The organism is Blautia acetica (genome assembly GCF_038739805.1).
Taxonomy (GTDB): domain Bacteria; phylum Bacillota; class Clostridia; order Lachnospirales; family Lachnospiraceae; genus Blautia.
On record NZ_JBBEWO010000001.1, the window covers coordinates 274,488 to 288,535 of the forward strand.

Sequence of the window (14,048 nt, forward strand, 5' to 3'; positions counted from 1 at the left end):
ATAGATAAGCGAAGTTGTTTATATTATATCTTATATATGGAAAATGCACAACAATTTTTCGACTAAAAATAAAAAATTAGTCATTATTCTTAAACTTTACAAGGGAATGGTTTGATGATAAAATGAAAAAAAGGAGGGTGTATATGTCTGAAAGATTATATGATATGATGGATTGGCCGGAAATTGAGGCTGTGGTATATTCGGAAGAAAGCGAGCCGAAGCGGATTCTGGGACCCAGGAAAACGCCGGACGGTATTTTGATACAGTGCTTTCGGCCGGGAGCGCAGCAGGTAAAGGTGCTGCTTGGCAGGGGGAAACCAGAGTATGAAATGGAGATGGAAGACGAGACGGGATTTTTCTCTGTACTGCTTCCGGGGGATAAGATTCCAAAATATAAATATGAAGCAGTGTATGAAGACGGCAGAAAGGAAAAAATTTATGACCCGTACGCTTTTGAAAAGCAGATTACCATAGAGCAGGAGCAGCAGTTTGCAGCAGGCATTTGTTATGATATTTATGAAAAACTGGGGGCACATCCCATGGAGCTTCACGGGGTGGAGGGCGTTTATTTTGCTGTCTGGGCGCCCAATGCCATGCGTGTCAGTGTGGTAGGGGATTTTAACAGATGGGACGGAAGAGTACATCAGATGAATCGTCTGAATGTATCCGGGATTTTTGAACTTTTTATTCCGAAAGTCAAACCGGGAGCCCTTTACAAATATGAAGTGAAAGCCAAAGGCTCTCTGGTGTATTTAAAGGCAGATCCTTATGGCAATCAGGCGGAGGTGCGGCCGAAAACCGCTTCTGTGGTTGCGGATTTGAATCAGTATCAGTGGCAGGATGACCAGTGGATGAAGGAAAGAGGACAGAGAAACCGGGAGGACAAGCCTTTGGCTGTATACGAAATGCATTTGGGCTCCTGGAGAAAACCAGAAGAAGAGGGCAGACTGTTTTATAATTACCGGGAACTGGCTCCCATGCTGGCAGACTATGTGAAAGAAATGGGGTATACTCATGTGGAACTGATGCCGGTTATGGAGCATCCTCTGGACGAATCCTGGGGCTATCAGGTCACTGGATATTATGCCCCTACCAGCCGGTATGGAAGCTGTGAGGATTTCATGTACTTCATGGACTACATGCACCAACAGGGAATCGGTGTGATTTTAGACTGGGTGCCTGCACATTTTCCAAAGGATACTTTCGGTATGTCTCATTTCGATGGAACCTGTCTCTATGAGCACTTAGACCCAAGGCAGGGCATGCACCCTCACTGGGGCACGCTGATTTACAATTATGGACGCCCGCAGGTGAAGAATTTCCTCATTGCAAATGCCCTGTTCTGGGCAAAGAAGTATCATGCAGACGGAATACGCATGGACGCAGTGGCTTCCATGCTGTATCTGGATTACGGCAAGAACGACGGGGAATGGGTTGCCAATATTTACGGAGGTAATGAAAATCTGGAAGCTGTGGAATTTTTGAAACATTTGAATTCTGTGTTTAAGAAACAACATCCGGATGTGCTGCTGATTGCAGAAGAATCCACAGCCTGGCCTCAGATTACGGGTAAAGTGGAAGAAGAGGGGCTGGGATTTGATTATAAATGGAATATGGGCTGGATGAATGACTTTATAGATTACATGCAGAAAGACCCTATTTTCCGAGGTGGCGCCCATGATGAACTGACTTTCAGTATGGTGTATGCCTACAGTGAAAAATTCCTGCTAAGTCTTTCCCATGACGAAGTGGTACATGGAAAAGGTTCTCTTTTAAACAAAATGCCGGGAGATAAGGCGAAAAAAATGGCAAATCTTCGGGCTGCTTACGGTTTTATGCTGGTACATCCGGGGAAAAAGCTGCTGTTTATGGGACAGGAATTTGCCCAGGAGAGAGAATGGTCTGAGCAGAGGGGGCTGGACTGGAATCTGCTGGAAGAAACAGACCACAGACAAATGCAGGAATATGTGAAAGCCCTTTGGAAGCTGTACCGGGAACAGCCGGCCCTGTACGAAAAGGACTACGAAACAGAAGGCTTTGCATGGATTAATCACATGGACGCAGAGAGAAACCTGCTGACCCTTATCCGAAAGGGGGAAAGGGAGGAGAATACCCTGGTTGCCGTATGCAATTTTTCGGCAGTGGATTATGAAGCGTATCAGATGGGTGTTCCCTATCCCGGAAAATATAAGGAAATTTTTAACAGTGATAAGGAGGCTTACGGCGGCAGCGGTATGGGAAATCCCAGGGCAAAAACTGCCAAAAAGGCGGAATGTGATGAGCGGCCTTATTCCATAACGATTCAGGTAGCGCCGCTGGCTGTACAGATATTTTCTTATACAAAGGCAGAACCTAAAAAGACCGGAAAAAGACCTGCAGCATCTGTAAGAGTGCCGGTGTCCAAAGTGCGGAGACAGCTTCAGAAGACTATGGAGGAAGAATGGGAAAAAGCTGAAAAACAGAAAATTGAAAAATAAAGTACAGAAAGGTGGAGTGTATGAGAATACTCTTAACAGACGCATTGACAGAACCGTTAGAAATCGAAAGCATTGATGCTTTTTTTAAACAATATGTGACATGGGATTATTGGGAGAAAAAATTGCCCCTTATCGGAAACTTTGTAGGCAGGGTTCTGCTGGCTATTTTAGTTTATATCATTGCCAGCAAGCTGATTCATAAAATATGCAGACTGATTGCTGCTTCTATGAACCGGGCCAATGCAGATACAGGCGTCATACAATTTGTTTCCTCTTTTGTAAAGGCTGCGCTGTATTTTCTTCTGATTGTAAGCATTGCCACAAGCTTTGGGGTAAAGGAATCGTCCATTGCCGCACTTCTGGCATCCAGTGGTGTTGCCATTGGTCTGGCTTTGCAGGGTGGTCTGTCCAACCTGGCTGGCGGTGTGATTATTCTGATTTTGCGGCCTTTCAGCGTAGGAGATTATATTATTGAAAATGCGGGAAATCAGGAAGGAACCGTTGTCAAAATTGACTTGTTTTACACTACACTGTCCACGGTGGACAACCGGAGAATTACAGTTCCAAACGGAACCCTGACGAATTCCAGTATTGTCAATGTAACAGCAAAAGACAGCAGAAAGCTGGAAATCAAGGTAGGGATTTCTTACCAGGCAGATTTGAGAAAGGCCAAACAGATTCTGCAGGGCCTCCTTGAAGAAGATGCCAGTATTATGTCAGAAGAGGGAATGCAGGTGTTTGTAGACCAACTGGCAGCAGACAGTGTAATTTTAGGGCTGCGGGCCTGGGTGAAAACAGAGGAATACTGGGCGACCAAGTGGCGGCTCAACGAGGAAATTAAACTGGCTTTTGACGAAGCAGGTGTTGAAATTCCCTTTCCTCAGCTGGATGTTCATATCAAAGAACACTGACTTTATAGAGTCTTTAGAATATTTAAGAATCAAGAAATATTTTTTCCATTGGTTTGGTGATACAATAACACTATAACAGACAATGGAAGGACGGATGAATATGAAAACCCAGGTGTTGTATAAAAGCAGAACCGGCAATACAGAGAAGCTGGCAAAAGCGATTTTTGAAGCGATTCCCGGACAGTGCAAGGACATTGCACCTTTGGACGGGCAGATAAATTATGAAATGGGAGACATTTACTTTATTGGCTTCTGGACAGACAGAGGCAGCGCAAGTGTGGAGGTTCTGGATTATCTGGGAAGTCTGCAGGGAAAGAAAATTGCCCTTTTCGGAACCTGTGGTATGGGCAACAACCCGGACTATTATAAGAAAATTGAAGAAAATATCAGGGTCTTTATTGAAGATGACAACGAATATCTGGGAGCCTATATGTGTCAGGGGAAAATGCCCATATCCGTAAGAGAAAAATACGGACGCATGAAAAATGCGGAGAATGAAAAAATGGTAAATGCCATGCTGCACAACTTTGATATGGCTATGCTGCACCCGGATGCAGAAGACCTGCGGGCAGCACAGAGATTTGTGAAAGACATTTATGAAAAGCTGGAAAGGGAAGAGCAGAGTTATGAATAAGTTGAGAGAAATGCTGGCGAAGTTTATGTATGGCAGGTACGGCACAGACCGCCTGAATATGTTTTTACTGATTGTACTGATAGTGTGTGCAGGCCTGAATCTCTTTGTGAGAAACGGATATTTCAGTATTGTGATGAGTTCCTGGGAAACTTTGTTAATTGTTTTGATTTATTATCGGATGTTTTCCAGAAATATTCAGAAGCGGTATGCAGAGAATCAGAAATATCTGAGCCTGGAGAATAAGGTAAAACGCTTTTTTGGCAGAACCAAGTATATACAGGAGCAGAGAAAGGATTTCCATATCTATACCTGTCCTCAGTGCAGACAAAAAATCCGAATCCCCAAAGGAAAAGGAAAAATCAGTGTCCGCTGTCCGAAATGCGGGGCAGAATTTGTGAAAAAAAGCTGAAGCAAGTCTTGGTATTATGAAGTACATAACGGCGCTGCCGCATGAAATGCAGATGGGAGATGTCCCGGATTGCTGTTTCATGTGACAGCGCCGTATTTTATTTGGAAACGCTGGAGAAGCTAATGGTTACCATACCGCCGGAGGGAGTGTTGCTCAGGTTTAAGGTTCCGGCATGGGCCTTTATAACCTGTGCGGCAAACCACAAACCAAGTCCGTGATGGGAATTGGCACTTCGGGAAGTATCGTCACGCCACAGTCTTTCCGTGGCATGCGCCAGCGCCCCTTTGCTAAAGCCGGAACCTTCATCCGAGACTCTTATCTGCCAGCTGTTTTTCGTCTCCAGGCCTTCCAAAAACACCGCTTTTCCCGGAGGTGTATGTTCCACCGCGTTGAGCACCACGTTGAGAAAGGCCCGGAGCAGGCGGTCTTTCTGTAAATTGGCAGTTCCTTTTAGATGATGCTCTGTTCTAAGGGCAATGCCTCTGGAAACAGCGAGAGCTTCTGCGCTGCGGCAGAGCTCCTCAAAGAGTTGGGGCAGGCTGGAAGAAACAAAGGGTTCCTCAGCACCTTTGGATACTTCCAGCAGGCTTGTGACATACCAGATGGCCCGGTCATTGGCAGAGCCAATGGTTTCAGCCATTTTGCGGCTGTTCGGGGGCAAATCTTCTTCCAGCAGAAGTTCGGCATTGCCTCCGATTAAGGTGAGGGGTGTCTTTAGATCATGGGTCAGAGCGGCAATTTCCGATTCTCGTTCCTGTTGCGCCGTCCACTGGGCAGACAGAGAACGGGACAATTCCTGCCGCATGTTATCCATGGCCTGTAAGGCCTGGTCAAACTCCCGGATACCTGCATGGGGAAGGGGGAAATCCAGTTCCCGGGCGCCGATTTTTCTGCTGACCTGGCTGAACAGTTTCAGCTTTTCCTTGAGACGGCGGCCCAGCCACAGCGTATTCAGCAGCAGACACAGAACCCAGAAAATTCCAAGAATCGCCCACCACAGGTATTCAAAGGGAGGCAGTGAGCGGCGCAGCAGGGGATTTACAAATTCTCTTCTGTAGTACCAATGCAGCATAAGGGTGGTGCCGTCGGGGTAAGTATAGCGGTAAAAATGAATGTCATTGGTGTTTTGCTGCAGAACATTGGTAAGAAGGCGCAGCTCCTTTTTGGACGCATTGCTTTCCAGTACCTTTCCCTTCGGGTCAAACCATCCATAGGCAGGAAGAAAATCGCTGTTCGGGGTTTGGAAAGCGTCTGGTTTCTCTGCCAGCATTTTTTCAGCCTGCTGGTTGGACACAGAGCCATGGTAGATGATTCCGGTTCTTTGCAGTTGGGTCAGAACCCCAAGCCAGAGCAGAGCGCACAGGAGCATGCTTGCAAGCATAGTCATGGTAAAACGCAACAGAACCAGGGACAGGCTTATACAGGATTGTCTTTTCGCCATTTATATCCCACCCCCCAAACTGTCTCCACAGGATTCAGACTGCAGACTTTTAGTTTTGCGCGAATATTCTTAATATGCTCTGCAATGGCAGAGGAATTTCCCTCTGCGTCAAAGCCGAAAATGGCCTCATAAAGCAGTTCTTTGGTAAAGACCTGTCCGGCATGCAGAGCCAGATATTCGCAGATGGCATATTCTCCCTTTGTAAAAGGCAGAGCATGCTCTTGTGCAAAGGCCGTCTTTGCCTGCATATCAAAGCGCACACCGCCCCGTTTCAGAATATGAGCGGGCAGGCGACTTTCCCGCCTGATATGAGCATTTACCCGCGCCCGCAGTTCTGCAAGACTGAAAGGTTTTTTGATATAGTCGTCTGCGCCTAATCCAAAGCCCTGTACCAGTGCGGCGTCTTCTGTCCTGGCGGTCAGAAAAAGAATGGGGCAGTCCACCTCGGTGCGGATACGGCAGCACACGGAAAATCCATCTTCACCGGGCATCATAACATCCAGCAGAATCAGGTCGTATTGCTGACAGCGTTCCGGCGAAAGCCTCTGTCCGTCTGTTTCGGTATGAATCTGATGACCGTCCTTTGCCAGAGCCCTGCGCACTAAATCCAGCATATCAGAATCATCATCTACTATTAATATTTTTGCCATTTTAGTTCCCTCTTGTGTTTCATATAATTTCTATTCTTAATAGTACCACATTTTTTCTTTGTATTCTCTTTTTTTATTCATCCCTGCCATGTTTGAGTTTTCTTAATATCAAAACGGAAATGCCTCCGCAGGCAAGCAGAACCAGACTGCTTTGTATTCTGGCAAGGCCAGTGGTCTCATAGTAACCGGCAATTCCCAGCGCTGCGGAAACAGGATAAAAAGTCCTGAGCGTATTGGACATACTTGTAAACAGGCCGGCAAAAGAGTATATTTCGGCCAGAACCAGAGCCAGCCAATAGCTTTTTTTCCAGTAAGCTACAAGCGCAATGACAGGGGACACCGCTAAAAATACGCAAATACCCTCCAAAAAGTAGGATTTTAGAAAATGCAGAACCATATTTGTTGACAACGCGTGGATATGGAGAATAGCTTCGCCTAAAAACGTGATGGCAAAAAGCAACAAATAAAGCAGAATACTGAAGACAAAGGTAAGAAGCATTTTTGCGGCAGTCAGCCTGGTTTCGCTGACAGGAACCAGCAGCAGGGATTTTAAAGTGTCATCCTCCGCTTCCCGGCAAATCATATAGCTCCCCAACAGGGCAATCACTGCCGGAAGTACCAGCAGGGTGGCCCATGGCTGGGTCATGGTCATATACCAGCCGGCTTCTTCCAGATAAGGGGAACCATAATCAGTGCTTTTTCCGCCGATGAAAACCATGAAGGCTATCCCACAGACAGCAAAAATCGTAAGCAGTAAAAGGCTCAGGCGGCGGAGTTTTTGACATTCTGCCCAAAGGAAGATTTTCATATGTTCACCCCTTTCTCTTTAAAGAAATTGTTGCAAAGAAGACAGAAGCAGTACCCCAAATGCCGATACAAAGAAGCGCCCACGGAACAGAAATGGTTTGCGTAAGAGTCAGTCCCGGAATCTTTCCCTCTCTGGCAAGAATGGCAGAGAGACTGGCTATGGGATGTACATAGAGATTTACCGGCAGGATAAAAAATCCAAAGAAAATATAAAGCAGGATGATACAAACCGGCAGGACATATCCCTTTTGTGAAACAGCAGCAGCCAGAATCGGCAGTATAGAACATGCAGACAGAACAGCGATTTCCAGACATTTTTTCAACAGAAACAGAATGCTTTCCCATTGAAAAGGGGCACAACCGGAGGCGATACCGAACAAAACGGAGGCAGCCGCTGTTATCAGCATGAAGCAGAAGGAATACATCAAAACTATAAAAAATTTGCTGAAAAAACAGGCCGTTTTAGGGACAGGTATTATCCAAAGCTGTTTCAGTACATGAGCCTGATTTTCCTCGTGCATGAGTATGGTGCAGACAATACCCAAAATAAAGGGCAAAATCATAAAAACTGTATAGCCAAACGCAGACCACTTGTAGAACAGCAAGGGATCAAGGTCTGTTTTTCCAAAGGAACGGAAATAGATAACAGCAAAAAACGGCATGAGAAGAGCCGTAAGCAGCATAAGCCAAAACAGGCTTTTGCGACGTAGTTTCCAGAATTCTGTTTGAATCAGTTTAAGCAATGCCTTTTCCTCCTGTGATTTTTCTAAAATAGTCTTCCAGTGTGTTTCCACCAGTCGTCTGCTTTTGGTTTTTCTCCTCCAGTTCTTTCAGACTGCCCTCTTCTAAAAGGACGCCTCGGTGGAGAATCCCAATATCATCTGCCAACAGGGAAATTTCCGAGAGAATATGGCTGGAAATCAGGATGGTTTTGCCCTGTTTGACACTTAAATCTTTCAGAAAATCCCGTAGTTCGGCAATGCCCACAGGGTCAAGGCCGTTGGTTGGTTCATCCAGAATCAGCAGCTTGGGGTTATGCAGAAGCGCATTGGCAATGCCCAGGCGCTGCTTCATACCCAGAGAATATTTGGCAAACAGTTTTTTGTCCCTGTAGGGCAGCCCTACGATATGCAGAGCCTCCTGTACAGCCAGAGGGTCTTTGAGTCCTCTTAGCCGGGCAAAAATCTCCAGATTTTCGGTTCCCGTCAGATTGGGATAAAAGCCTGGCGCTTCAATGATAGCGCCAATATGGGGATAAAGCTGTTTTTGGTGTCCTTTTATGGGCTTTTGAAAGATTTTTATCTCTCCGGCTGTGGGGGAAGCCAGACCCAGCAGCAGTTTTATAAGCGTGGTTTTCCCGGCTCCGTTTCGCCCCAGAAGACCATAGATTTTTCCTCTTTCTACATGGAGACTGACTTTTTCCAACACGGTCTGTTCCCCATAAATTTTTGTCAGGTGTTTTGTTTCTATAACAAAATCATGCATATAAAATTCCTCGCTTTCCTTTTTCTGAAGCCAGCATAACATTTCTTTTTAAGGAAATTGTAAGGAAAAAGAAAAAAGATAGTTGTTTCGGTTTCCAAAAATCTATGTTAGAATACAACATATAAGACAAAAAAATGAGTCAAAAGTATAAATGAGGAAATGAAAATGGATAATATGAAACTGAAATACCTGGAACGAATGGCAGAGCTTTACCCTACCATAGCCAAGGCCTCTACAGAAATCATCAACCTGCAGGCGATTTTAAACCTGCCTAAAGGCACAGAACATTTTCTGACAGATATCCATGGGGAGTATGAAGCGTTTTCCCATGTGTTAAAGAATGGTTCCGGCTCTGTGCGGAGAAAAATTGACACGGTATTCGGCCACACCATGAGCCGGCAGGACAAGAAAAGTCTTGCCACGTTGATTTATTACCCCAGAGAAAAGATGAATCTCATTAAAAAGCAGGAACATGATAGGAAGGAGTGGTATAAAATCACCTTGTACCGCCTCATTGAAGTGTGTAAGAAAACAGCGTCTAAATACACCAGATCTAAGGTGCGCAAAGCTTTGCCGAAAGATTTCGCTTATGTGATAGAAGAACTGATTACCGAGCGGCCGGATATTACGGATAAGGAATCCTATTATGAGCAGATTATCCACACCATTATTGCCATCGGGAGAGCAGAAGAATTTATCATTGCCCTGGCAGAGCTGATTCAGAGACTGGTGGTAGACCATCTGCATATCCTGGGTGATATTTACGACAGAGGGCCGGGGCCTCATCAGATTATGGATAAGCTGGAAAATTATCATTCCCTGGATATTCAGTGGGGAAACCATGATGTTGTCTGGATGGGGGCAGCGGTGGGACAGGCCTGCTGTGTAGCTACGGTGGTGCGGATTTGTGCAAGGTATGCGAATCTGGATATTCTGGAGGACGGGTATGGTATCAACCTGCTGCCCCTGGCGACCTTTGCCCTTACTTATTATAAGGATGACCCCTGTATTTGTTTTAAAATCAAGGGACACAATACCCTGAATCCGGTGGAGCAGGACTTGAACATGAAAATGCACAAGGCCATTTCCATTATTCAGTTCAAACTGGAAGGACAGCTCCTTATGCGCCGCAGAGAATTTGGTATGGCAGACAGGGCGCTTTTGGATGATATTGATTATACCGAAGGAACCATTACTTTAAACCGCAAGACCTATAAGCTGATGGACAATCATTTTCCTACCATTGATCCGGACAATCCTTACGAGTTGTCTAAAGAAGAAAAAGAAGTAGTGGAAAGGCTGATTTTTGCTTTTGTAAACTGCGAAAAACTCCAGCGGCATATGCAGCTTCTTCTGAAAAAGGGCAGTATGTATAAAATTTACAACCGAAACCTTTTGTATCACGGCTGTATTCCATTAAATGAAGACGGCACGTTTAAGGAAATTCAGGTATACGATAAGGTTTACAAGGGAAAAGAACTGTACGACGTGCTGGAAACTTATGTGCGGAAGGCCTTTGTAGCTGTGGATGAACGGGAAAAGGAGAAAGGAAAGGACATTCTGTGGTTTATCTGGAGCAGTCCCTCTTCGCCGCTGTTTGGAAAAGATAAAATGGCAACCTTTGAACGGTATTTTCTGGCAGAAGAGGAAACGCATAAAGAGAATAAAAATGCCTACTATAAATTTCTGGAAGACGAAGCGGTGGCGGACCGGATTTTACAGGAGTTCCATGTGACAGGAGAATGTACCCACATTGTAAACGGCCATGTTCCGGTACACCACGGGGCGGGAGAAAGCCCCATTAAATGCGGCGGAAAACTGCTGATTATTGACGGCGGATTTTCCAGAGCATACCAGAAAGAAACGGGGATTGCAGGTTATACGCTGATTTACAATTCCTGGGGGATGATTTTGGCCGCCCATGAACCATTTACTTCTGCGGCAGACGCCATTAGTAAGGAAAGCGATATTCTCTCAGACAGTATTCTGGTGAAGCGCACCGTGAAGCGCAAAACCGTGGGAGAAACCGATATTGGTATGAAATTAAAAGAAAGGATAGCAGAGCTGGAGGAACTTCTGGCAGCGTACAGAGACGGCCTGCTGATAGAAAAATCATGAGACACGAAGAAATTCCTATTCAGGTAGAGGGTTCTGCGCCCGAGACTCATTTGACAACGTATATTTTAGGAGATTATCTGGACGAGGCGCCAAATGACATCAGACCTTTGGTGCTTATCTGTCCGGGAGGTGCTTATGCCATGACCTCCAACCGGGAGGCCGAGCCGGTAGCCCTGCAGTTTAATGCCATGGGATACCATGCAGCCATTCTCAGATACTCCTGTGCTCCGGCCGTATTTCCCACTTCTCTTTTGGAGGTGGCAGCCAGTGTGAAGTATATCCGGGAACATGCCAAAGCGTGGCGGGTGAGTCCGGATAAAATTCTGATTATGGGATTTTCAGCGGGAGGACATTTGGCAGCCAGTTATGGTGTTTTCTGGGATGAAAAATTTGTAAGAGAAGCCTTTTCGTGTACCAGAGAACTGCTGCAGCCAAACGGACTGATTCTGTGCTATCCGGTTATTAGTGCAGATGAGAGCATTGCCCATGTGCCCAGCCTGCAGAACCTGCTGGGAGAACAGTATGAGGCGAAAAAAGAAGAGATGTCTTTGGAAAAACAAGTGGGAGAACAGGTGCCGGAAACCTTCTTGTGGCATACTTTTGAGGATAAGACAGTTCCCTTCTGGAACTCTTTTCGTTTTGCAGAGGCGATTGGAAGAGCCGGAATTCCTCTGGAATATCATCTTTATCCCACGGGAGAGCACGGCTTGTCCCTGGCTGTGGACAGTATCCGCAGAAAAGACGGCAGCGGTTCTGAAAAAGGGTGTGAAAGCTGGTTTCCGCTTTTGAAATCCTGGCTTTTGCGGAAATTTGGCCTGTAAAATACCGTATGCGGCAAAAAAATCCTTGCAATGACAGGGACAAGTATGCTATAATACAGGCGTTGCCGAGCGCAATGAAGAAAATAACCACGCCTGTGAATACCAATGGACGGTGCTTACAAAGTCCCGGAGGTGAAGAAGCAGGTGGAAGTGTAAACCAAAAGGAGAGAAAAAAATGAGCGTTATTTCAATGAAACAGTTACTGGAAGCAGGTGTTCATTTCGGACATCAGACAAGAAGATGGAACCCTAAAATGGCTCCGTACATCTACACAGAAAGAAATGGTATCTACATCATCGACTTACAGAAATCTGTAGGTATGGTTGACGATGCTTACAAAGCAATCGCTGACATCGCTGCTGATGGCGGTACAATTCTGTTCGTAGGTACAAAGAAACAGGCTCAGGACGCTATCCAGACAGAAGCTGAAAGATGCGGTATGTTCTATGTAAATGAAAGATGGTTAGGCGGTATGCTGACAAACTTCAAAACTATCCAGAGCAGAATCGCAAGATTAAAAGAAATCGAAGCTATGGAAGCTGACGGAACATTTGATGTTCTTCCTAAGAAAGAAGTTATCAACCTGAAGAAAGAACTGGCTAAATTACAGAAAAACCTTGGCGGAATCAAAGAAATGAAGAAACTTCCGGATGCTATCTTTATCGTAGACCCGAAAAAAGAAAGAATCTGTGTACAGGAAGCTCACACATTAGGTATTCCACTTATCGGTATTGCTGATACAAACTGTGATCCGGAAGAATTAGACTATGTAATTCCAGGAAACGACGATGCTATCAGAGCCGTAAAATTAATTGTTTCCAAAATGGCAGACGCTGTTATTGAAGCAAATCAGGGCGAAGCTGCTGACGCTGAAGAAATCTTCACAGAAGAAGCAGAAGAGGCTGTAGAAGAATAATTTTTTCTATTATACAGGAGGAAATGAAAATGGCTATTACAGCAGGAATGGTAAAAGAATTAAGAGAAATGACAGGCGCTGGTATGATGGACTGTAAGAAGGCTCTTACAGCTACAGAAGGCGATATGGATAAAGCAGTAGAATTTTTAAGAGAAAAAGGTCTTGCAACTGCTCAGAAAAAAGCTGGCCGTATTGCAGCAGAAGGTCTTTGCCAGACTCTGGTATCTGCAGATGAAAAACACGCAGTTGTTGTTGAAGTAAATGCAGAAACAGACTTCGTTGCAAAGAACGATACTTTCCAGGGATATGTTGCTCAGGTTGCTGAAGCTGCTATGGAAACAGAGGCTGCTACAACGGAAGAATTCCTTGCTTCTACATGGAAATTTGATACAACAAAGACAGTAAACGAAGCACTGGCTGCTCAGATTGCTGTTATTGGTGAAAACATGAACATCAGAAGATTCGCTAAGGTGACAGAAGAAAACGGATTCGTTGCTTCTTACACACATATGGGTGGAAAAATCGGTGTTCTGGTAGACGTTGAAACTGATGTTGTAAACGATGCTGTAAAAGAAATGGCTAGAAACGTAGCTATGCAGATTGCAGCTTTAAAGCCACAGTACACAAACAGCTCTGAGGTAAGCGAAGAGTACATTGCACATGAAAAAGAAATTCTGCTTGCTCAGATTATGAACGACCCGAAAGAATCCCAGAAACCGGAAAAAGTTATCCAGGGTATGATTAACGGACGTATCAACAAAGAATTAAAAGAAATCTGTCTGTTAGACCAGGTTTATGTAAAAGCAGAAGATGGAAAACAGAACGTAGCGAAGTATGTAGAAGAAGTTGCTAAAGCAAACGGCGCTAAGATTGCAATCAAAGGCTTCGTTCGTTTTGAAACAGGCGAAGGAATCGAGAAAAAAGAAGAGAACTTTGCTGAAGAAGTTGCAAAACAGATGGGAAACTAATCTGAAATTGAATAAAGTCTGGAAATGTGCTTAAGATCAAGCAATTATGTATGATTGAAGCAGTTTTAAACCTTTCGTAAATTATTTAAATCTATCATAAAATATCGGGTGGATTTTCGTCAAAGTTTCGTCGGAAAATTCGTCAAGAGATTTGACGAAACAGAGTGTGCGAAGTTTGCGTAGTTTTTAATTTATCGGAAGGGAACAGATGATATTGAGTGTTGAGGGTATATTACGAAAGTGATATACCCTCTTTTTTTGTGTCAGCAATGAAATAAACCACCTGCTATGCGGGTGGTGGGAGAAATCTTTAGATATAAGCAAGAACTCCTGTGCTATGATGAATGTGGGTCTGCAAAACCACAAATAAAAGCACAGGAGGTCCAAATAATGGACGTAAATAGTTTAGCT

Annotated in this window: 13 protein-coding genes; 8 read left to right on the forward strand and 5 right to left on the reverse strand. The window is 44.8% G+C overall.

Annotated elements, in window-relative coordinates; translation table 11 throughout:
* Positions 1–143 precede the first annotated feature (143 nt).
* The 4 genes from glgB to WBS51_RS01300 all read left to right on the forward strand — a co-directional run bounded on the left by glgB (position 144) and on the right by WBS51_RS01300 (position 4,431).
* On the forward strand, positions 144–2,477 hold the full coding sequence (gene glgB / locus WBS51_RS01285) for a 1,4-alpha-glucan branching protein GlgB (RefSeq protein ID WP_294459554.1): 2,334 nt from the start codon (positions 144–146) through the stop codon (positions 2,475–2,477).
* Between the two features lie 20 nt (positions 2,478–2,497).
* Positions 2,498–3,388, forward strand: coding sequence for a mechanosensitive ion channel family protein (locus WBS51_RS01290; RefSeq protein WP_173747467.1), 891 nt, complete (start codon positions 2,498–2,500; stop codon positions 3,386–3,388).
* Between the two features lie 82 nt (positions 3,389–3,470).
* Positions 3,471–4,022: a flavodoxin family protein BilS gene (bilS, locus tag WBS51_RS01295; protein WP_342694035.1), complete on the forward strand. Its 552-nt coding sequence runs from the start codon at positions 3,471–3,473 to the stop codon at positions 4,020–4,022.
* Complete coding sequence (locus WBS51_RS01300; RefSeq protein WP_173747471.1) at positions 4,015–4,431, forward strand: zinc ribbon domain-containing protein; 417 nt, start codon at positions 4,015–4,017, stop codon at positions 4,429–4,431. Before bilS ends, WBS51_RS01300 begins: the two co-directional genes overlap by 8 nt.
* A 97-nt stretch (positions 4,432–4,528) precedes the next feature.
* Here WBS51_RS01300 and WBS51_RS01305 read toward each other — a convergent pair whose 3' ends face one another.
* The 5 genes from WBS51_RS01305 to WBS51_RS01325 form a co-directional block, all read right to left on the reverse strand.
* On the reverse strand, positions 4,529–5,872 hold the full coding sequence (locus WBS51_RS01305) for a sensor histidine kinase (protein WP_173747473.1): 1,344 nt from the start codon (positions 5,870–5,872) through the stop codon (positions 4,529–4,531).
* On the reverse strand, positions 5,848–6,522 hold the full coding sequence (locus WBS51_RS01310) for a response regulator transcription factor (RefSeq protein WP_173747475.1): 675 nt from the start codon (positions 6,520–6,522) through the stop codon (positions 5,848–5,850). The genes WBS51_RS01305 and WBS51_RS01310 overlap by 25 nt, the downstream gene beginning before the upstream one ends.
* Before the next feature lie 73 nt (positions 6,523–6,595).
* Positions 6,596–7,330: an ABC transporter permease gene (locus WBS51_RS01315; protein WP_294459555.1), complete on the reverse strand. Its 735-nt coding sequence runs from the start codon at positions 7,328–7,330 to the stop codon at positions 6,596–6,598.
* A 4-nt stretch (positions 7,331–7,334) separates the two neighbouring features.
* Entirely contained in the window at positions 7,335–8,072 is a 738-nt protein-coding gene (locus WBS51_RS01320) for an ABC transporter permease (RefSeq protein WP_294459556.1), read from the reverse strand.
* Positions 8,065–8,814, reverse strand: coding sequence for an ABC transporter ATP-binding protein (locus WBS51_RS01325; protein WP_294459559.1), 750 nt, complete (start codon positions 8,812–8,814; stop codon positions 8,065–8,067). The genes WBS51_RS01320 and WBS51_RS01325 overlap by 8 nt, the downstream gene beginning before the upstream one ends.
* Positions 8,815–8,979: 165 nt before the next feature.
* On the opposite strand from WBS51_RS01325, the gene WBS51_RS01330 reads away from it, so the two are divergent.
* From WBS51_RS01330 to tsf, 4 genes are all read left to right on the forward strand, one after another.
* The gene (locus tag WBS51_RS01330; RefSeq protein WP_294459560.1) at positions 8,980–10,932 is read left to right on the forward strand and encodes a fructose-1,6-bisphosphatase; all 1,953 of its coding nucleotides are present in this window, start codon (positions 8,980–8,982) and stop codon (positions 10,930–10,932) included.
* Positions 10,929–11,753 carry an alpha/beta hydrolase gene (locus WBS51_RS01335; protein WP_294459561.1) on the forward strand — a complete coding sequence of 275 codons (825 nt, stop codon included), beginning with the start codon at positions 10,929–10,931 and terminating at the stop codon, positions 11,751–11,753. Before WBS51_RS01330 ends, WBS51_RS01335 begins: the two co-directional genes overlap by 4 nt.
* Before the next feature lie 175 nt (positions 11,754–11,928).
* Complete coding sequence (gene rpsB, locus WBS51_RS01340; protein ID WP_111919382.1) at positions 11,929–12,669, forward strand: 30S ribosomal protein S2; 741 nt, start codon at positions 11,929–11,931, stop codon at positions 12,667–12,669.
* A 29-nt stretch (positions 12,670–12,698) separates the two neighbouring features.
* Positions 12,699–13,637: a translation elongation factor Ts gene (tsf, locus tag WBS51_RS01345; RefSeq protein ID WP_173747487.1), complete on the forward strand. Its 939-nt coding sequence runs from the start codon at positions 12,699–12,701 to the stop codon at positions 13,635–13,637.
* The last annotated feature ends 411 nt before the right edge of the window (positions 13,638–14,048 follow it).

Bases quoted from the DNA above. Each gene is read 5' to 3' on its own strand.
- glgB (WP_294459554.1), top strand. From the start codon at position 144: ATGTCTGAAAGATTATATGATATGATGGATTGGCCGGAAATTGAGGCT.
- WBS51_RS01290 (WP_173747467.1), top strand. From the start codon at position 2,498: ATGAGAATACTCTTAACAGACGCATTGACAGAACCGTTAGAAATCGAA.
- bilS (WP_342694035.1), top strand. From the start codon at position 3,471: ATGGAAGGACGGATGAATATGAAAACCCAGGTGTTGTATAAAAGCAGA.
- WBS51_RS01300 (WP_173747471.1), top strand. From the start codon at position 4,015: ATGAATAAGTTGAGAGAAATGCTGGCGAAGTTTATGTATGGCAGGTAC.
- WBS51_RS01305 (WP_173747473.1), bottom strand. From the start codon at position 5,872: ATGGCGAAAAGACAATCCTGTATAAGCCTGTCCCTGGTTCTGTTGCGT.
- WBS51_RS01310 (WP_173747475.1), bottom strand. From the start codon at position 6,522: ATGGCAAAAATATTAATAGTAGATGATGATTCTGATATGCTGGATTTA.
- WBS51_RS01315 (WP_294459555.1), bottom strand. From the start codon at position 7,330: ATGAAAATCTTCCTTTGGGCAGAATGTCAAAAACTCCGCCGCCTGAGC.
- WBS51_RS01325 (WP_294459559.1), bottom strand. From the start codon at position 8,814: ATGCATGATTTTGTTATAGAAACAAAACACCTGACAAAAATTTATGGG.
- WBS51_RS01330 (WP_294459560.1), top strand. From the start codon at position 8,980: ATGGATAATATGAAACTGAAATACCTGGAACGAATGGCAGAGCTTTAC.
- WBS51_RS01335 (WP_294459561.1), top strand. From the start codon at position 10,929: ATGAGACACGAAGAAATTCCTATTCAGGTAGAGGGTTCTGCGCCCGAG.
- rpsB (WP_111919382.1), top strand. From the start codon at position 11,929: ATGAGCGTTATTTCAATGAAACAGTTACTGGAAGCAGGTGTTCATTTC.
- tsf (WP_173747487.1), top strand. From the start codon at position 12,699: ATGGCTATTACAGCAGGAATGGTAAAAGAATTAAGAGAAATGACAGGC.